This window comes from Roseivirga echinicomitans, assembly GCF_001592935.1.
Taxonomy (GTDB): domain Bacteria; phylum Bacteroidota; class Bacteroidia; order Cytophagales; family Cyclobacteriaceae; genus Roseivirga; species Roseivirga echinicomitans.
On the sequence record NZ_LRDB01000012.1, the window covers coordinates 207,621 to 227,070 of the forward strand.

At 39.2% G+C, this 19,450-nt stretch carries 19 protein-coding genes; 9 read left to right on the top strand and 10 right to left on the bottom strand.

Translation table 11 applies throughout. The annotated features are described in order from the left end of the window. Positions 1–187 precede the first annotated feature (187 nt). From AWN68_RS09820 to AWN68_RS09835, 4 genes are all read right to left on the bottom strand, one after another. On the bottom strand, positions 188–2,431 hold the full coding sequence (locus tag AWN68_RS09820) for a sodium-translocating pyrophosphatase (RefSeq protein ID WP_068414735.1): 2,244 nt from the start codon (positions 2,429–2,431) through the stop codon (positions 188–190). Positions 2,432–2,729: 298 nt separating this feature from the next. Then, a complete protein-coding gene (folE, locus tag AWN68_RS09825) occupies positions 2,730–3,416 on the bottom strand; it encodes a GTP cyclohydrolase I FolE (protein ID WP_068414737.1) in 687 nt (228 codons plus the stop codon). Beyond that, positions 3,379–3,786 (bottom strand): 6-pyruvoyl trahydropterin synthase family protein, encoded by a 408-nt coding sequence (locus AWN68_RS09830; RefSeq protein ID WP_068414739.1) that lies wholly within the window; start codon positions 3,784–3,786, stop codon positions 3,379–3,381. The genes folE and AWN68_RS09830 overlap by 38 nt, the downstream gene beginning before the upstream one ends. A 163-nt stretch (positions 3,787–3,949) precedes the next feature. Continuing rightward, the gene (locus tag AWN68_RS09835) at positions 3,950–4,780 is read right to left on the bottom strand and encodes an SDR family NAD(P)-dependent oxidoreductase (protein WP_068414743.1); all 831 of its coding nucleotides are present in this window, start codon (positions 4,778–4,780) and stop codon (positions 3,950–3,952) included. A gap of 616 nt (positions 4,781–5,396) precedes the next feature. Between AWN68_RS09835 and AWN68_RS09840 the strand changes: the two genes are divergently transcribed. Beyond that, entirely contained in the window at positions 5,397–6,503 is a 1,107-nt protein-coding gene (locus AWN68_RS09840; protein ID WP_084362822.1) for a BF3164 family lipoprotein, read from the top strand. Positions 6,504–6,568: 65 nt separating this feature from the next. On the opposite strand, the gene AWN68_RS09845 is transcribed toward AWN68_RS09840, so the two are convergent. The 4 genes from AWN68_RS09845 to AWN68_RS09860 all read right to left on the bottom strand — a co-directional run bounded on the left by AWN68_RS09845 (position 6,569) and on the right by AWN68_RS09860 (position 10,282). Beyond that, the gene (locus AWN68_RS09845; RefSeq protein WP_068414749.1) at positions 6,569–7,552 is read right to left on the bottom strand and encodes a glycosyltransferase family 9 protein; all 984 of its coding nucleotides are present in this window, start codon (positions 7,550–7,552) and stop codon (positions 6,569–6,571) included. Between the two features lie 369 nt (positions 7,553–7,921). Beyond that, the gene (locus AWN68_RS09850) at positions 7,922–8,302 is read right to left on the bottom strand and encodes a hypothetical protein (RefSeq protein WP_157716155.1); all 381 of its coding nucleotides are present in this window, start codon (positions 8,300–8,302) and stop codon (positions 7,922–7,924) included. 192 nt (positions 8,303–8,494) lie between these two features. Further along, complete coding sequence (locus tag AWN68_RS09855) at positions 8,495–9,853, bottom strand: 6-bladed beta-propeller (protein WP_068414755.1); 1,359 nt, start codon at positions 9,851–9,853, stop codon at positions 8,495–8,497. Positions 9,854–9,946: 93 nt separating this feature from the next. Further along, positions 9,947–10,282: a hypothetical protein gene (locus tag AWN68_RS09860; RefSeq protein ID WP_068414757.1), complete on the bottom strand. Its 336-nt coding sequence runs from the start codon at positions 10,280–10,282 to the stop codon at positions 9,947–9,949. Between the two features lie 605 nt (positions 10,283–10,887). On the opposite strand from AWN68_RS09860, the gene AWN68_RS09865 reads away from it, so the two are divergent. From AWN68_RS09865 to AWN68_RS09885, 5 genes are read left to right on the top strand one after another with little or no spacing between them, the layout of a single operon-like run. Then, positions 10,888–12,123: a M16 family metallopeptidase gene (locus AWN68_RS09865; protein ID WP_068414760.1), complete on the top strand. Its 1,236-nt coding sequence runs from the start codon at positions 10,888–10,890 to the stop codon at positions 12,121–12,123. Continuing rightward, on the top strand, positions 12,123–12,764 hold the full coding sequence (locus AWN68_RS09870) for an O-methyltransferase (RefSeq protein ID WP_068414763.1): 642 nt from the start codon (positions 12,123–12,125) through the stop codon (positions 12,762–12,764). The genes AWN68_RS09865 and AWN68_RS09870 overlap by 1 nt, the downstream gene beginning before the upstream one ends. Positions 12,765–12,766: 2 nt before the next feature. Further along, positions 12,767–14,680 (top strand): LysM peptidoglycan-binding domain-containing protein, encoded by a 1,914-nt coding sequence (locus AWN68_RS09875; RefSeq protein ID WP_157716156.1) that lies wholly within the window; start codon positions 12,767–12,769, stop codon positions 14,678–14,680. Between the two features lie 54 nt (positions 14,681–14,734). Then, entirely contained in the window at positions 14,735–15,289 is a 555-nt protein-coding gene (locus AWN68_RS09880) for a DUF3078 domain-containing protein (RefSeq protein ID WP_157716157.1), read from the top strand. Next, entirely contained in the window at positions 15,286–15,675 is a 390-nt protein-coding gene (locus AWN68_RS09885) for a DUF481 domain-containing protein (RefSeq protein WP_068414771.1), read from the top strand. Before AWN68_RS09880 ends, AWN68_RS09885 begins: the two co-directional genes overlap by 4 nt. Here the strand turns inward: AWN68_RS09885 and AWN68_RS09890 are convergent. Beyond that, a complete protein-coding gene (locus tag AWN68_RS09890; RefSeq protein ID WP_068414774.1) occupies positions 15,672–16,190 on the bottom strand; it encodes a hypothetical protein in 519 nt (172 codons plus the stop codon). The two genes, AWN68_RS09885 and AWN68_RS09890, sit on opposite strands and share 4 nt — an antisense overlap. A gap of 128 nt (positions 16,191–16,318) precedes the next feature. Continuing rightward, positions 16,319–17,431 carry a DNA polymerase III subunit gamma/tau gene (dnaX, locus tag AWN68_RS09895; protein ID WP_068414777.1) on the bottom strand — a complete coding sequence of 371 codons (1,113 nt, stop codon included), beginning with the start codon at positions 17,429–17,431 and terminating at the stop codon, positions 16,319–16,321. Positions 17,432–17,743: 312 nt separating this feature from the next. Here dnaX and rplM point away from each other — a divergent pair, with 312 nt between their 5' ends. Genes rplM through rpsB form a run of 3 tightly spaced genes read left to right on the top strand, consistent with a single transcriptional unit; the run spans position 17,744 to position 19,435 of the window. Then, positions 17,744–18,196, top strand: coding sequence for a 50S ribosomal protein L13 (gene rplM / locus AWN68_RS09900; protein ID WP_068414781.1), 453 nt, complete (start codon positions 17,744–17,746; stop codon positions 18,194–18,196). A 3-nt stretch (positions 18,197–18,199) separates the two neighbouring features. After that, positions 18,200–18,586, top strand: coding sequence for a 30S ribosomal protein S9 (gene rpsI, locus AWN68_RS09905; RefSeq protein ID WP_068414784.1), 387 nt, complete (start codon positions 18,200–18,202; stop codon positions 18,584–18,586). A 24-nt stretch (positions 18,587–18,610) separates the two neighbouring features. Continuing rightward, on the top strand, positions 18,611–19,435 hold the full coding sequence (rpsB, locus tag AWN68_RS09910) for a 30S ribosomal protein S2 (protein WP_068414787.1): 825 nt from the start codon (positions 18,611–18,613) through the stop codon (positions 19,433–19,435). Positions 19,436–19,450 lie beyond the last annotated feature (15 nt).

A 19,450-nucleotide genomic window follows, 5' to 3' on the forward strand; every position in this document is an offset into this window, starting at 1 on the left:
TATGGCTTTTCCCTTGAAGAGAACCAACTTTCATTTTGGTAGGGATTGATTTTTGTCATCGTCAATCGGCTTGGCATTTCTGTAAATTATAAAACTCACATCGTAGGGTTTGGAGTATCAAGTATGAATTCACACAAAAAAAGGCTACCGTTTCGGGTAGCCTTTCAATTTTATGTTTTGTTGAGTTTTAGTTTAACTCAGTCACCACTTCAGTAATGTCTACTGCTGGGGCTTCAATAATAATTTCTTTTACTTCCGCTTTGCTGTCGTCATTAGACTCTCCATGACCTGCTACCAATAGCGGAGCGATCACCAAACCAATCAAACAAGTAAGCTTAATCAAGATGTTCATTGATGGGCCAGAAGTATCTTTGAATGGATCACCAACAGTATCTCCAGTAACAGCTGCTTTGTGAGCTTCTGAACCTTTGTAAGTCATTTCACCATCAATCATAACACCAGCTTCGAAAGATTTCTTAGCGTTATCCCAAGCACCACCAGCGTTGTTTTGGAAAATAGCCCAAAGCACACCCGATACCGTAACACCAGCCATATAAGCGCCAAGCGGTTCAGCACCCATGATAAATCCAACAAGGATAGGGAAGATGATCGTAATAGCGCCAGGCAACATCATTTCTTTGATGGCTGCTTTGGTAGAAATGTCCACACATTTTGCGTATTCTGGAGTGGCCGTGCCTTCCATAATACCTGGAATTTCTTTGAACTGTCTTCTTACTTCTTTTACCATTTCCATGGCCGCTTTACCTACAGACTCCATTGCTAAAGCAGAGAAGATTACAGGAATCATACCGCCAATGAACAAGGCCGCCAAAACATCGGCTTTAAAGATGTTAATTCCATCAATGCCAGTGAATGTAACATAAGCAGCGAAAAGTGCTAGGGCTGTTAATGCAGCAGAAGCAATCGCAAATCCTTTTCCGATGGCTGCAGTAGTGTTACCCACAGCATCTAAAATATCTGTTTTCTCACGTACGTCAGAAGGCAATTCACTCATTTCGGCAATACCACCAGCGTTATCCGCAATTGGCCCGAAAGCATCAATCGCTAATTGCATAGCAGTTGTTGCCATCATTGCAGAAGCAGCAATAGCTACACCGTAGAAACCAGCCAATTCGTAAGCACCCCAAATGGCACCTGCAAAAAGAATAATTGGTCCGAAAGTAGATTTCATCCCTACAGATAAACCTGCGATAATGTTAGTAGCAGCACCTGTAGAAGAGTTTTGAATAATGCTCATTACTGGTTTTTTACCAATAGCAGTGTAGAATTCAGTAAGGAAAGAGATTAAACCGCCTACTACTAAACCTACCAATACAGCTCCGAATACGCGGATAGAAGAAATTTCAAGAATGCCTTCACCGAAGAAACTCATTTTCATGGTTTCAGGTAAAAGTAGATCGATTAAGAAATAACAACCGATAGCTGTCAATACAATAGAAATCCAGTTACCACGGTTTAAAGCAGATTGAACCTCTGCTTCTTTAGCGTTATTGTTTGATACTTTAATAAAGAAAGTGCCGATCAACGAGAAGATGATTCCTGTACCAGCGATTACTAAAGGAAGCAAGATTGGGCCAATGCCACCGAAAGCGTCATCAACCGATCCACCCATGTCTCTAATGATGTAGTTACCTAACACCATTGAAGCCAATACTGTAGCCACATAAGAACCGAAAAGATCGGCACCCATACCAGCAACGTCACCTACGTTATCACCTACGTTATCGGCAATAGTAGCAGGGTTTCTAGGATCATCCTCAGGAATACCAGCTTCAACTTTACCCACAAGGTCAGCGCCAACATCGGCTGCTTTGGTATAGATACCACCACCTACACGGGCAAATAAGGCAATTGACTCAGCTCCTAAAGAGAAACCAGCAAGTGCTTCTAATACGATTGTCATTTGGTAAACACCACCATTCGCCATGTCGCTATCCATAAAGAAAGCAAACAATAGAATGAAGAGCATACTTAGTCCAAATACGGCTAAACCAGCAACACCAAGTCCCATTACAGTTCCGCCAGTAAAGGCAACTTTTAAGGCTTGACCTAGGCTAGTTCTAGCAGCTTGGGTAGTTCTTACGTTGGCAGCAGTAGCGATTCTCATACCGATGTTTCCGGCCAATGCTGAGAAGAATGCGCCAATAATAAAGGCAAAAATTATGAAGTAGTGGGTGGTTTCAACTAGGGTAGAAATCACTCCTAAAAGGATACCAGCAATCACCACAAAAATAGCGAGTACTCTGTACTCAGCACTGAGGAAAGCCAAAGCTCCTTCACGGATGTAATTGGCAAGGTCTTGCATTTTCTTATCCCCTGCATCTTGCTTGTGTACCCATTTCGATTTAACGATCATTACTAACAAGCCGACTAGCCCGAGAATTGGGACTAAATAAATCAGATTTGACATTTTTAATTATCAGTTTTATAAAAGACGTGCAAAGATAGTAGATGCCTTTACAAAAAGAAAAACTAAATCAATTAAAGAAAAGAAGCGCTAAAGGTGCTTTGAGCCCACTGAGTTGTGATTTTTTGAAGATGGAGGTTCTTTTATGAAAAAGCCCAATGTAAATCTTAGGCTTAGAAGGGCAAAGCTTTAGAGGGAGGTAGCCAAAGAGGACTTTTTTGAATTGAGTTAAAAAAAGAAGGCTGTCTGAAAAGGCAGCCTTGATATTGTATTCTTTAAATGTAGTTCAACTCAGTAAAGACTACTTGATATATTTCAGGAACTCACTTCTCGTGGCTTCTTCTTTAAACTTGCCATGAAACTGAGCCGTTACGGTACTGCTGTTTACGTCTTTTACACCTCTAGATTGAACACAAAGGTGATCCGCATCAATAATTACAGCCACATCTTCTGTGTCAAGTAAGGTTTTGAGTTCGTTTGCAATTTGAACAGTCAGCCTTTCTTGAACTTGTGGACGTTTTGCATAATACTCTACAATTCGGTTGATCTTAGACAGACCAATCACTTTTCCGCTGGAAATATAGGCCACATGCGCCTTTCCAATAATCGGCACAAAATGATGCTCACAATTAGAATGGAAAGTGATGTTCTTCTCTACCAGCATCTCATTGTACTGGTATTTGTTTTCGAACAAGGTCACTTTGGGCTTGTTGGCAGGGCTTAGTCCGCTAAAAATTTCTTTGATATACATTTTGGCCACGCGCTTTGGCGTTCCCGAAAGACTGTCATCGCTTAAGTCAAGGCCCATGATTTCCATGATCTCCTTGAATTTCTTTTCAATGAGTTCTTGTTTTAAATCATCGTCCATATCGAAAGCATTCGGAACCATTGGTGTTTCATAAGAAGTCCCCACGTGTTCATCTCCGATTTCTTCTATACTACTATATACGTTAAGCGGGGTACTCGACAAAGTTCCGTTCTGTTTCATAGAGTCTTATTTTCAATTCTAATTTTTGGTCAATTTCTGGGCGCAGTAAGTTGTAGATCACCACTGCGATATTTTCAGCCGTTGGATTCAGATTTTTAAATTCGGTTACATCCAAATTTAAATTTCTGTGATCGAATTTATCGGTTACGTGGGCTTTAATAATGTCCTTGAGGATTTTCATATCGCATACATACCCTGTTTCTGGATCTTGCTCGCCCACGACTTTTACAATGAGCTCATAATTATGGCCATGGAAAGAGGGGTTATTGCATTTCCCGAAAATCTCATCATTCTTTTCTTCAGTCCATTTAGGGTTATGAAGTCGATGAGCAGCATTAAAATGCTCTTTACGATAAACAGCTATTTTCATTTTGGTAATTTAAAACGAGTAAGAAGTGTGCTTACTACTTTTTATTCTCGGCTTGCCAACATTGGGTTCACCGATTTTGTTCAAAGAACGATAGAAATTACTTGAACAAAAAATCTAAATGTTAATAAATGAGTCAGTTAGAGAAGTTGACCTGTTGATGTACCTAAGCCTTGAGCTTTAGCTCTGGAGCCAATTGCATGCTGTCGGCTCGTTTAGCGTGGTTTTTTCGCTGAATATTTCCTACCATATTGGTCACTCTATTACGGCTGAGAAGCCTTGGTAAAAAAGCGCTCAATTTATTCCAAACACCAGGAACCGCCACCGGATGACCTTTGATCATGCTTGAAAAGGCAAAGTAGGCCACCTCTTCGGCTGTGGCGATGTTGAATTTTATATTTGGATCTTCATTACCATTCGCTTTTGCAAAGCCTGTTTTCGTCATGCCAGGGCATAATACGGTAGCTGAAACGCCAGTCCCCTTTAGTTCGTTGGCCAAGGCTTGGGTGAATGAAAGTAAATAAGCTTTTGAGGCATGGTAAGTCGACATCAATGGACCAGGCACAAAAGCGGCCACAGATGCATTATTTAAGATATAACCTCTTTTTCTGTAAGTCATGCCAGGAAGCACGAGTTTAGTCAGGTGGGTTGTCGTCACCATGTGCACATTAAGCATGGCCTCATCCTTTGCCCAGTCGGTTTCCAGAAAGTGCCCAAAATTGCCAAAGCCAGCATTATTGAAAAGAATTTCAATAAGCAGTTGCTCTTCAATAATGCGTTGATGAATTTTCTCTGCAATGTCCTTCTCTGCCAAGTTGCAAACCATAAGGTGAATGTCCGTTTGAGGGAACATGATAGAGATTTCTGCTTTCTTTTCGGCCAATAATGTCTCATTTACATCAATCAGAAGTAATGAATAATTGGCTTGGGAGGCTATTTTTGCAAATTCAAATCCAATTCCACCGGCAGCTCCGGTAATTAAAGCAGTAGTTTTCATACGGTCAATCCTTTGCCAAACGGCACGGGTTAGAGAGAATAATAGTCAGCAAGAATAACCATTTTCTTTTTTTTAGTCTAAAATTTTGCTGTTTAATTGTTTGGGAAAGGATTGATCTCTCTTCTCAAAAGAGGTTGTTGTGCAGCGTACTGTGCGTATCAGTTGTGAGACAAATTCTGGTGTTTTGTGTGTTATTGTGGGTTCCCTTTGTCTGATCGGTTTTATTTGACAGGGTGAACCGAAGATTCACTTCCGTTTGAAGGAGCTGCAGGTTAATTGTTTGTGTTTTATAAATATGTTATTAGGTGATTTAATTATGTTTACAGAGGTTGTCTTATTGTTTTTAGTGTAGGTTCTTTCCTTTGAACTCTTTGTGGCTCTCAAGGCTCCACGACATGTATTTGTTAACCAACCAATTCTGGAGTGATTTGTGTTGTTAGAGGATTCGTCTTTGAGAGAGGGGATTAAAAAACGCAAGATGATTGTGGTGATCTTGAAGGCGAGGTCTGTTGGGTTGGAAACCCCGAGTGTGGGGTAAAGACTTAGGACTACCTCGGAATTAATTTTTGCGGTTGCTTGTGAAGCGACCACTTTTTTGGTATAAAGCTTTAATGATATGTTTATGAATAGAATAATACATGTTGCATTTTTTGTTTTGATATTATTTTCATGTTCGAAAGAAAAGAATCCGGAGTGGGAGAAGTTTTCAGATGGAATTGGCGAAATCAAGAAGGTTTCGTTTGCGAAAAGGGATATAAAGTCAACACGGCAACTTAAAGGGGAACTTTTAGAGCTTACCAATTATCTATCCTTTCCTAGAACACTTGTTGTGAATAACGGGACTCTAATTATAACAGATATAAATAATAATGCAATGATTCACATTATTGATTTGAAAACTAATCAGTATTTAAAATCATTGGGTAAGAAAGGCTATGGGCCAAATGAAGTAATGAGTGTGGGCCATTCATTAAGCTTAAAGCCAGGTGAGATAAATGGATTCTGGACCTATGATATGACTCAACTTAGAATGTCGTTTTTTGACTACACTAAACAGGACACTATAAAGGAAGCCATGAAACAATTTGTGTTTAGGACTGGTGAATTTAAGAGTTTTAGAGTTACATGGACTAACAGAAATACTTTGCTAGGATTACCATATGACGGTGGGCCGAGGTTGATAGAGTACGATACTACTGGGGCTGTTTTAAATGAAATTGGCGACTACAAGGGAGTACTTGATGATAAATACAGGTCGGGCACCTTAGCACAGCTTTTTCAAGGGGTTGTTCGGGCTAATCCAAAAGGTGATAAATTTATTCATTCGAGTATTTATGTTGATAGGTTGAACTTATATGATTTGAACGAAGATAGAATTCTAGAAATAACAGGCCCTTTAAATATTGACCCCATATTTGAGGAACATATTATTCAGAATAATTCTACATTGGGTATAAATACTGAAGAAGCATACCAGATGTATTCTGATTCCTATTTGAGTAAAGATAGAATTTATGGGTTGTTTTCTGGTAAAAAGTGGATGGGAAGTCCGTCAGGTGTCGAAAATAGTAATTTGATATATGTGTTTAATTTGGAGGGCGAAATATTGGAGGCGCTAGAATTAGACTATACAATTAGGGCTTTCACTATTGATCCAATGACTAATACCATTTATGGAGTCTCATCGAGTAAAGAGGCTGATATTGTTAAGTTTTCATTTTAATAGTCTTGATGTGAAGCTTTAGGGATGTATTTATACTTGGAGTAATGGGGGGAGTATTTTGAGTTTTAATATTTGATTTTATTAACATCAATATCTCTTCCGCATTTAAAGTGTCCTTTCGGGCATTCTTTAAAGCCATGGAGTCCGCAAGGTCGGCAGTCTAACTTTTCAGAAACTTCAGCAATTCTAGCATTTTCAGCCAAAGGCCCAAAACCGAACTCAGGAACAGTAGAGCAGTAAATGGCAGTGGTTTTAGCATTCATAGCTGAAGCCAAGTGCATGGGGGCGGAGTCGTTCACATAATTCATTACCGCATCTTTCATCAATGCAGCGGACTGAAGTAAATTCATTTTTCCACACAGGTTCTGCGCTTTTGAATTTCCGCCTTGGGCAATGATTTCATCGCAAAGCACCATATCATTAGGGGCTCCAATCAAATAGATCTTGCCTGAGAAATTGAGTGCTTGAATTAATTCCACCCATTTCTCTTTTGGAAATTGCTTGGTAAACCAAACCGAGGCTGGTGCCATGCAGACAAAAGGTTCGGTTTTATAAGCGGCTACTTTTTCAAAATCGGAAGTGGAAGGGTAAAGTACTGGACGCTGAAGCTGGTCATCAGTAATGGCTTTGATCAGCTCATTGTTACGCTCCACTTCGTGCGTTCCCTCTTCAATTGTATGACTTACCTTTTTCGTAAAAGACCAAGCGAAAGGGTTTTTATCAAAACCGATTTTCTCTTTCGCTCCACTAAAGGCAGTAAGCATTCCTGAATTGGCAAAACGCTGAACGTTCACCACCAGGTCGTAGTTGCGCTTTCTAATTCTGCCAAGGAGCTTAAAGAGGTTACGGTATTTCCCTCCTTTTTTATCCCAAACCAACACCTCTCCAAGTTTCGGATGATTGTTCAACAGGGCTTCATTGCCCTTGCGTAACAGAAAGTCTATTTTGGCTTCTGGGTAGTACTGATGCAGCTTTTCGATCAGCGAGGTTGCCAGAATTACATCACCAATAAAGGCCGTTTGAATGATAAGGATCTTTCCGTAGGTCATACTATTGGCAAATATAGTGCTTTCTTCAACTCTCCAAGGGTTCTGAATCTTTGGAGAGTTTTGATAGGCTTGAAGTGAAAATCAGCGGAACTTAACTTCTATCAAATAAATGAGGACAATACTGATGATCACTGTCAAAAGTGAAACAATAGACTCAATACTTACCCGCTCTTTGTTTTTATTGCGGAGTGCAATTACCAAGTATTTGTACCTCTTATTGAAGACATACGCCATAAGGGGAAATAGAACTAAGTACATGTACCTAATGTGAATATAGAGATAATCTTTTTTTTGTTAAAAGTTGATTTAATGTTCTTAAAAATAAACAATTAAAACCCCCATTTTGGGTTGGCTAGGTGTTCACTAAAATCATTTAGACTGCGAGCTAAATACATGGGAGATCGCATTGAAGTAGGACTCATTTAGTGGTTTAATGCCTCTAATGGGGACAAATGTATGGTTGACAATGTGATTTGAATTAATGGTGAAATAGTAAGGTGCATTGACCTCGTCTACAGGGAGTTTTAATTCTCCATAATCAATAGTGAAAATAGGTATGCCAGACCCTGAAAGACCGTTGGTCATAAGTTTTAAATTCCTCTCGGATTTAAATGTTGCAAATACGGCAATCTGATTTGTGCCTAATTTTGTTTTGAATGATAGAATTTCTTCAAGCTCAACTTCAATACAAAGACCACAATTACTGTCGTTAATTCTTAAAATGGCTAGTTCATTATGTGCTCTCAACAATGAATCAAACCTAATTTTATGATCAACGGACTCTAAACTGTCTTTGACATTTAAAATCGAAGAATTTGTTTTTTGTTCAAAAAACAAATTGCTATTGTCTCAATTAGGCCTGATTCTGCTGAGTTGACCGTGTCTTCGTTGTTATTCGAAGTACAAGCAACTAGGCAAAAGAACAGAAGGACAATGGTTTTGTTATTGATCATTTATATTATTGAAATCAGGTTCTACAAATACCAAAACTGGGTTGTCGTCTGGGTCTAAGTTTTTTGCTAAGTCCAAGTAGTTAAAGCCGTTTTCTTGAATGTACTTGTTCAAGTAAAACGCATACTGTTCATCTAAGCTCATCTCTGGACGGCTTTTCCCGTTATCAGCAATTAGTGCTTTGCGTAAGCCTACAGTAATTTCTAGATATTTATCGACCGCGTTTTTTGGTTCCATTACATAAATAAGAGAGTTTCCTTCGTATCCAATTGGAGAATATGGTATTGCTCCAGCCACTTGCATATTGTCATCAATATCTCCAAAGGTGAATCCTTTTTTTAAATTCTTATTATAGAGTGTGTGGGTAAAAGCATTGGCGGTTTCTAAAGAACTAACGGTGTATATGTAATCTTCAGTTTCAAAAAAAATATCTGGATAAGGAAGCTGTCCAAGGCTTTTCTTCCTGTTTATTTCCCTGATATCCCCATTTTGGAATAGATCTTTTGGGATTGCCCATTTTCCGTAGTCTATAACATATTTTGGATGGACTCCCTTTTCGCTAAATGAATATATGGTGTCATTAAAAACCATATTGATAAGAAAGTCATTATCACTTCCCTCTGATAAATTCTGACGGGCTCCAAAGTTGAGTACTTCTGTATTCGGGATATGAGGTAGATGTTGCGATATTATTCTTACTCTATTGTATTCAACTTCTTCAGCAACCAGTAACTGGTGCCCGAGACCATCGACTTGCCCGTATCGATCTTCATTAAAAAGATATGACCCTACAAAGAATAAGTATTTATTTTCATCTAGTGGTGTGAATGCCTTGAGAAGAAAGCCAAGTTTAAGGGTAGATTGGTAAATCCCAGTATTAGCATCGTATCGTTGAATAATGCCCCTAGTATTATCAAGTATTTCTATCGTGTTTTTGGCTTTATTAAACCCGATATACTTTATAGATCGATATTCTTCAGGGCCACCGCCTGATCTGTCAATTTTAAAGTCAAATTTCCCATCATGAAAAAATACCAGAACAGAATTGGTACTGCGGTCTGCAATAATATACCGAGAATCTGTCAAGATGAATTCGTCTATTTTTCCAAATAGTGATTCATCAGTAGTTTCCAAAGGAGTAAAGCGAATGTTTTTTTTGAATATGTCTTGACTTTTGATTTTTGGTGAATTACCATCTACTTTGATAGTGCTAGGGTCAAGGTAAATATCCTTATATATGTTTTCCTCGAGGCTATTCAGGTCTAGCTGATAGATTAACAACTTCTCATTATTTGATTTACATGATGAGAGGTAACAACAGAGGAAGAGTAGGAGGATTTTATGTTTCATAAAGGGACATTTAAAGGATGAGGGTAAAAACACAGCACTTAATTATCTGTTTCGATTTCACCTAAATACTAAGTGCCGTGTAGTTGTCTTTAATCAGTTTATCCTTTTGTACCCAGGGTCAATTTCACAATGAGTTCGGCATGCGTACCAAATAGAAGCATCTAAGCAGCCACCTTGGGTGCCTTCAAAGAGTATTTCATAATCCCCACTTTTAAACCGAAACCCTGTTCTGTCTACGGCAATCTCTTCTTCACCTCGTACTCTTTGAGTTACGATACACCTCTCATTATCACCACCCTCATTTGCAAACCACTCTATCTTGGCATCAGCTTGGTTGATGAAGTTTAATCCCAAATAGGGGATTGATAAACAGGTTACAGTTAGTAACGCAATGACTAAAATGATTCTTTGTTTGATCTTGTTTTTCATGGCTTTGTTTTTTATGTTTTACATATTGATAAACTAAAGTTTTGTTTGTGTTTTTACGGTTTATGGATAATAATTCTTCTTGGCTATCGGTAGAAACTATCTTTATGTGTTATAAATATTATTAATTATTGTTATATGTAATAAAATAGTACATATCTATTATATTAATGATTTAAAAGATTAAATGTCACCCTTGAAAATTGATTTTTTTATTAATAAAAAAATATCTGATGACCTACCTCTTGCGTTAGCTTTGATTTTTGATTGGTTATAAGTGCCTGATATTTATAAACTTGAGTTTAATTGGGTAATGTTACTCTTAGTAGGAGCTCAAGCGTGAATTCTTGCAATAAAAAAATGATGTTGGTTGACTGAAATTTAAAGTACTACTCAATATGAGTTTTGTGTGCATGCCAACAGTTGGCCTATCTAGGGCAAAGTCAATCTGTTTTGAAAACCCCGCTAAGGACTTAGATATACTGCCGTTTTCACTTACTGAATAAGTGATCTATCACAGTATTTTTGTCTAGTAAAAGCTGTGGCCTTATCTTTAATATTCTTTTCTATTAAAACTTATACCTTTGTCGTTTTAAGGAGATGCTGCGATGGTCGATTATAATGTTTTTACTTTACCCAATGGCATTCGTGTAGTGCACAAAGAGGTGAGCAATACCAAGATTGTCCACTGCGGATTTGTGTTGGATATTGGTAGCCGCGATGAGCGCGAAGACCAATTGGGGATTGCCCATTTTTGGGAACATATGGCCTTTAAAGGCACCAAAAAACGGAAGGCCTATCACATTCTAAATAAGCTTGATGCTGTTGGCGGAGAGTTAAATGCCTACACTACCAAAGAGAAAATCTGCTTCTATGCTTCTGTATTGGACAAGCACATGGAATCGGCTTTTGAGTTATTACAAGATATCACTTTCGACTCTATTTTCCCTGAAAAGCAGATTGAAAAGGAGCGCGGGGTAATTTTGGAAGAAATGTCCTTGTACCACGATAGCCCAGAGGATGCTATTCAAGATGAATTCGATCGCGTGATTTTTGGTGATCACCCGCTTGGGAAAAATATTTTAGGCACTTCCGATAGCGTGAAATCTTTTCAGCGAGAAGATTTCAAGGCTTTCTTGAAAACCAATCTCAATACAGAACGAATCGTTTTTTCCTGCGTGGGCAATGTATCATTAAAGAAAATTCAGAAGCTAGCCACCAAATATTTCGAACCAATTCCACACCATATTGGACAGAGAGAACGTGTGCTTTTTGGAGAGTATGTAGCCAATAGCGAAATCATTACTAGGAATATTACTCAGGCCCAATGTGCCATTGGTTGTACTGCCTATCCAATTGGTCATCCCAAAAGACTTCCTTTTTATATGTTGATGAACGTTTTGGGCGGCCCTGGCATGAACTCTAGGTTGAACTTGGCGCTACGCGAAAAGTACGGCTTCGTCTATAGTATAGATGCCAGTTACCATCCTTTTTCAGATACAGGTCTGTTTTCCATTTTCTTTGGCACAGAAACGGGGCAAGTGGAAAGAGGAAGGAAATTGGTGTTGAAAGAATTGCTGAAACTAAGAGAAGTGCCTTTGGGTACGATGCAGTTGCACATGGCTAAAGAGCAAATACTAGGTCAATTGGCCATGGGCGAGGAAAATAATACTGGCTTAATGCTAATGATGGGCAAAAGTATTCTGGATAAAAACAGAATTGACAGCCTAGAGTCTATCTTTGATAAAATCAGAGCGGTATCGTCATCAGATCTTATTGAAGTCGCCAACGAGCAACTGAATGAAAATCAATTGAGCCATTTAACCTTTTTACCAGAGCACTAATGGAGTTTATTCCCGAAGATATTCAACGTTATGTTGAAGCCCACACCGATGCAGAATCGGAGCTTTTGTTGGACTTGAACCGCGAAACCCACGTCAAAGTAATGATGCCGCGTATGCTTTCAGGTCATTTGCAAGGCAGGGCTTTGTCGATGATCAGTCATATGATTAAACCGTCTAGGATTCTAGAAATTGGTACCTATACTGGCTATTCTGCTCTTTGTATGGCGGAAGGTTTGGCAGAAGGAGGGAAGCTAATTACGCTTGATAAGAATGAGGAGTTGGAAGAAATGGTGCGTGGCTATTTCGAAAAAGCTGGATATTCGAATGTGATAGATTTCAGGCTAGGGAATGCCATTGAGCTAATCCCTGAGATAGAAGGGCCCTTCGACTTGGTTTTTATTGATGCCGATAAAGCTAATTACTACAATTACTTTAAATTAGTGTTTGAAAAAGTTCGCCCCGGAGGCTTCATAATAGCCGATAATGTGCTTTGGAGTGGGAAAGTCATTCAAACGGAAAAGAAAATCGACAAGGATACGCAAGCAATCTTAGATTTTAACCGTTTGACCCATGAAGATGATCGCGTTGAAAATGTACTTTTGCCGATCAGAGATGGGTTAATGATTTTAAGGAAAAAATAAAAGTGATAAAATACATAGCGTCAATCATCATCTTTTTGATGGCTTCGTTGAGCACATTCGCGCAAGCCCCAATGGTTGTCCCCTCTGAAATGGAGTTTGCAGGTGTCAAACTCAAAATCACTAGCAGCGCAAAAAAGGAGATTGAAGAAACGCTTGATTTGCTTACGCGAAGTCAGTACCACTTTCAACTTTTGGTAGACCGTTCGAATCTCTACATGGGTATGGTGGAGGAGGTATTGAAAAAAGAAGGAATTCCGGACGATTTCAAGTACTTGGCCATTCAAGAAGGCCAGTTTGTTTCCGATGCCGTGTCCACTGCTAATGCCGTGGGTTTTTGGCAGTTTAAAAAGGCTTCAGCCCAAGAACTTGGCCTGAGGATAGATGGTGTTGTGGATGAGCGAAAGCATATCATAGCCTCAACTGTGGGCGCAACTAAGTATTTCAAAAGAAGTAATTTCGTTTTCGATAACTGGCTGTGGTCCATGCAGTCCTATTTGCAAGGCTTGGGAGGAGCTCAAAGAACCATTCCTGAGAAGGATTATGGGGCGAAGAAGGTTGAAATTAACGCCAAGACACATTGGTACATCAAAAAGTATATCGCACATAAACTGGCCTTTGAGGGCTTTGTTGGTGAAGGGCGAAAGCACCCAGAGTTGCAGTTGGCCACCTATGAAGGTCGGGGCAAAACTTTGCGCGATGTGAGTAAGGAAGTCAATGTTGATATAGACGAACTCAAAAACTTAAATAAATGGCTGGTGGGTTCCAGAATACCCGATGAGAAGTCCTATAAAGTAATCTACCCTGTTAAATCTGGTAGTCGCCCTATTGCTCAAAACACCGAGAGGCCTAGAAACGAAGAATCGAAAGTTTCAGAGAGCACCAAATCAGCAGAAATAAAACAACCTGAGAAATCAAACAACAATCGGAGTATTTACGCTGGTGTTAGGCCAGTTGAAGGAAATATAGGCGCATTTCCTCATGTGACAGGAAATATCAGAAACGAATATGAACCCGATCAAATTGAGATGAACGGAATTGATGCCATACGGGCAAAACCAAACGACAATATTGAAACGCTGGCGAATAGGGTAGGCAAGAGTGATTCGAAAATTAGAAAGTACAATGACCTTGGTGAGAATGGTAAGCTGAGAAGTGGAGCGTATTACTATTTAAAAAATAAGAAAAACAGTGGGAAGGTACATTACCATATTGTTGAACCAGGAGAAACCCTTTGGAGCATTTCGCAGGACTATGGTATAAAATTTAAAAAATTGCTTCAGAAAAATAGGATGAGGGAGGCTGAAGAACTTAAAGTTGGAAGGGTATTGTGGTTACGTTTTATTAGGCCAGCCAATATTCCAATTGAATATACCGATGTGATTCTGCCGAAAAATAATCCGATCCCTGAAGATAAGATGATTAAGGAGGTGAGTTCGCCAGAGCAATCGACTGGAAAACAAACTCAAACAACCCCTGAGAAGAAATCAGATTTTGAAGAAGAGGAATCGGTCGAGGATATTGAAATTGGTGTTACACGTAAAGTATTGATGGCTACCGCTGCAGACACCATAGTTACTCATGTTGTTCAGCCAAAAGAGTCCTTTTTTGCGATTTCTCAGAAGTATGGCATTGAATTGGATGACATCATTGACTGGAATGGCCTCAATGTAATGGATGGCCTTCAGGTAAATCAAGCGCTCAGATTGGTGGTACCTAAAGCTTATTTTTCAAAACAAAAGGAGGCGACAAAGTCAGTCATTAAAAGGGAGGTTTTCCACGAAGTACAAAAAGGGGAAACCCTTTGGGGGATTTCAAAAAAATATAATGTTACCATTGAAGACATTCTGAAATGGAACAATAAAACAGACAATAACCTTGATTTAGGCGAACGCCTTAAAATTCTGCAAGACAACTAAGGACTAATAGAATCATTGAATAGTTTTGTGCGGATTTTGGAGATGAAGAGAAGAATGAATCGTTACCTACTAGTTATATTTATTTTACTGACCTCTATTTCGATTGTTAACGGGCAAGACGAGATTGATTTCTTGTTGCCGCCCGATTCGGAGCCACCACCAGCGGACACGATTAAATACTGGAAGAATGGGGGTAATTTCAATTTCAACCTTCAACAAGTAGCACTGACCAACTGGGCTGCCGGAGGGGAGTCTTCAATTGCTATTGGGACAAAATTCGAGACCTTTGCCAATTATGAGAAGGAGGGGGCGGTATGGCAAAACCGTTTTAAAATTAGTTATGGTTTAATCAGAAATGGTGATGCTAAGAGCCGCTTTGTTAAAACAGATGATCAAATTCTCCTGAATTCTAAATACAGCCAGAAGTTCACTGAAAAGGTGCTTTTGACAACTTCTATTAACTTCCAAACCCAGATGGATGAAGGGTACAAGAATAAAAAGATAGCAGGAACAGGTGAGATAGAGCGTATATTGATTTCAAACTTTATGGCACCTGGTTATTTGCAAGCTTCTCTTGGGCTTTCGTATAGAGAGATGAAAAAACAGTGACAGCTACTTTGGCCCCCTTTACAGGGTGTTTTACCTTTGTGCTGAATGATTCTCTTTCTAATGCGGGTGCTTTTGGTATTAACCCAGGGGATCAAATCAGACCCGAAGCAGGGATAAGTTTAGCAGGTACCTATAAGAAAGATGTGCTGGAAAATGTATCCTTTTTGGGGAACTTCAACCTCTTCTCTAATTATGAGAAATTCCCAAATACCGTAGTTAACTTGGAGGCTTCTTTTAAACTAAAGGTGAATAATTACCTTTCTACCAATATCAGTTCTCAGTTGATTTATGATGATGATATCACACTTACCCGTAATGATGGAACCAAGGGGCGTGATATTCAGATCAAGAATGTAATCAACGTGGGGGTTACGCTGGGCTTTTAAAACTCGGGGTCTAAACCTAACCGTTCTTGAAGGTCTTTTAAAGCAGGGTATTTCTTCTTTAAGTGTTCGAACTTCTCTTTATCAGTGTAAAGCATTTTCTCTCGAGCTACATCAACTACTTCTGATTTTAGAATTACGCTGTCATTTTCAAGCCCATCTCTCAAAGCCATCAGTAAGTCACCTCTGAATTTCTCAAAACTAGATTCAGCCGCCCCATTCGATATTTTTATGGTAACAGTATTGCCTTCCAGTTCATAGGGTTCTTGCAGAAGAAGCAATTCCAACTTGTTATCCTCTTCTTCTCTTTTAGCCTTAAAAATATTCCAAATGCTGTCTAAATTTTCAAGAGTAAAGTCCTTGTTTCGATTTGAAACGGGCTCTGCTGGGACTTCTCCTTCTGTCGGTTCTTCCTTTTTGTTGAGTTGATTTTTTAAGTCAGAAAGAGAAGGGATACTAATGGTTTTAGAAGGAGCTCTTGATGGAGTTTTAGTCTCAGGCTGAGGTGTTGGGCTCACTTGTTGAGCTAGTGCTTCACTTGGGGTCTCTTTAGCTTCCTCAACTATTGGTGTTGCTAGAACAGGCTTTATCTCTGGCGCTTCTTCCTTAGGGGCTAGCGGTGCTTTTGTTTCCTCGACCTCTTCAGTTAGGATTTTTTTTTTGAAGCGTCTTCTGGTGCAACCTGTGCCAAACGAATGGCGGACGTAAGGTGCGCCATTTTCACTAGAGCCAGTTCAACGTGAAGTCGTTGGTTTTTGCTGCCTTTATAACTTAAGTCGCATTGATTGGCAATGTTGAGGGCCGTAAGTAAGAACGATATCGGAGTGACATCGGCTTGGGCTTTGTAACGCTGCTTAATATTGTCAGAAACTTGGAGCAACTGAATGGTCACATTGTCTTTGCAGACCATTAGATCTCTTAAATGGCTGGCCAGTCCCACAATAAAATGGTGGCCGTCAAAGCCATTTCTCAGAATTTCATCAAAAGTCAACAACACGTTAGAGGTGTCTTCTTTTAAAAGAAACTCCGTCATTTTGAAGTAATAGTCGTAATCTAGAATGTGGAGGTTCGAGATTGTGTTTTGATAAGTAACCTTCTGTCCGTGCGAAAAAGTAACGATAAGGTCGAACAGAGAAAGCGCGTCACGCATTGCGCCATCGGCTTTTTGGGCAATGAGGTGAAGTGCCTCCTCTTCCGTATCAATTTTCTCCTTATCAGCAATCATTTTGAGCTGAGTAGAAATGTCGCTGACTTCAATTCTGTTAAAATCGAAAATCTGACAACGGGAAAGAATCGTAGGGATTACCTTGTGTTTTTCAGTGGTAGCCAAAATGAAAATGGCATAGGATGGAGGTTCCTCCAATGTTTTCAAAAAAGCATTAAACGCTTGATTCGAAAGCATGTGAACCTCATCTATAATATATACTTTGAATTTCCCTTGTTGAGGAGGGTATCGTACCTGATCGATTAGATTTCGAATATCATCTACCGAGTTGTTAGATGCTGCATCAAGTTCATATATATTAAAGGTGTCGTTGCCTTCTAAAGGATTGTCAATGTTTTGATCATTGATCATTCGGGCAACGATTCGAGCACAAGTGGTTTTGCCGACCCCTCTTGGTCCGCAAAAAAGCAAAGCTTGTGCTAATTGATTATTATCGATCGCATTTTTTAGTGTAGTAGTAATATGCCCTTGTCCAACTACTTCTTCAAAGCCAACGGGTCTATACTTACGTGCGGAGACAACAAAATTTTCCATCGCTGCAAGATATAAATCTTCGTTAAGATGTTTCAAAAAATGACTTCAAAGATTTCTCGACTTTTCCATTAAGTTTGCGCCCGGATAAATAAGAGGTAGGTAAGTCTCTTTTTTCTTTCAACCGAAATATGTTTCAATAGTCCATTCAAGTGCCAATCAGGGCGAAATGTTAGGGTGAAAAGAAATATGGGGCGAAAACTGCTAATTTATTTACATGGCAACGTTGGAATTAAAAAAGCAAACTTCTATCTTTGTGTCCCTTTTCAAGCTAAGGAAGAGGTAAAGTATTAAAAGTCAATTAAATATACCGAAGTGGATACACTAAGTTATAAGACGGTTTCGGCTAATAAAGCTACTGTAGAGAAAAATTGGATAATCGTGGATGCGAGCCAAAAATCGCTAGGTAGATTATCAAGTGAAGTTGCAAAAATGATCAGGGGAAAACACAAGCCTGGTTATACCCCAAATGTAGATTGCGGTGATAACGTGATTGTAATCAATGCCGACAATGTAAAGTTGACAGGTAAGAAATGGGATGATAGAGTGTATCTACGATATACCGGTTACCCAGGAGGTCAAAGAGAAACAACTCCGAGACAACTAAAAGCCAAGTCATCTAGATTGTTAGTTGAAAGAGCAGTTCGCGGTATGTTACCAAAAACAAGATTGGGAAGAGCACTTTTCAATAACCTATATGTTTATGAAGGTGCTGAGCATGTACATGAGGCTCAAAAGCCACAGGAAGTTAAATTATCAATAAGCTAGTTAATGGAAATAGTTAACAAAATTGGAAGAAGAAAGACCTCTGTTGCAAGATTGTACATGGAGTCTGGAAAAGGTGAATTCAATATCAACGGAAAAACATTGGAAAATTATTTTCCTTCTGATGTTCTTCAGATTATTGTAAAACAACCTTTGATGCTCGTGGAGCAAAATGGGAATTTCGATTTCAAAGTAAACGTTAATGGTGGTGGACCGAAAGGTCAGGCTGAAGCGATTAGACTTGCCATTTCTAGAGCACTTTGCGAAATTGATGCTGAAAACAGACCTCCTTTGAAGAAAGAAGGTTTCCTTACTAGAGATCCTAGAATGGTTGAACGTAAGAAGCCAGGAAGAAGAAAAGCGAGAAGAGCATTCCAGTTCAGCAAGCGTTAATACGAATTATTATCAAACTTATATATGTCTAACAAATTAGAGTACAAAGACTTACTTGATGCTGGTGTCCACTTTGGTCACTTAACGAGAAAGTGGGATCCGCGTATGGCGCCATACATCTTCATGGAGAGGAATGGTATCCATATTATCGATCTTAATAAAACTCTTAATTGCCTCGAAGAAGCATCATCTGCAATTAAGAACATTGTCCGCTCAGGAAGAAAGGTAATGTTTGTAGCCACTAAGAAACAGGCCCAAGGGATTGTTGCTGAAGAAGCTGCAAGATTGAATATGCCTTACGTAACCGAAAGATGGTTAGGTGGTATGTTGACCAACTTCGCAACGATTAGAAAATCGTTGAAGAAGCTTCAGGGTATTGACAAAATGATGAAAGAAGAGTCTTATAAAAACCTTGCGAAAAGAGAAAGGTTGATGAAGACTCGTGAAAAAGAAAAGTTAGAAAGAGTATTGGGCGGTATTACTGACCTTACTAGACTTCCTGCTGCCTTGTTCATCGTTGATATCAAAAGAGAGCACATTGCGGTGAATGAAGCTAAAAAGCTAAACATCCCTGTATTTGCGTTGGTTGATACGAACTCTGATCCAAACAAAGTTGACTTCCCAATCCCTGGTAATGATGATGCCTACAAGTCTGTAGAAACTATCACTAAGGCTATTGGTAGAGCTATTGAAGAAGGATTGCAAGAGCGTAAGAATGAGAAAGAAGAGAAGGATAGAGAGAAGGCTGAGCAAGAAAAAATAGCTGCTGATAAGGCAGAAGCGAAAGCAGCTGACAAGACAGAGGCGAAAGCCGAAGACAAGTCAGAATCTAAAAAAGAAGAAGCTTAAATCGATTAAGATTAA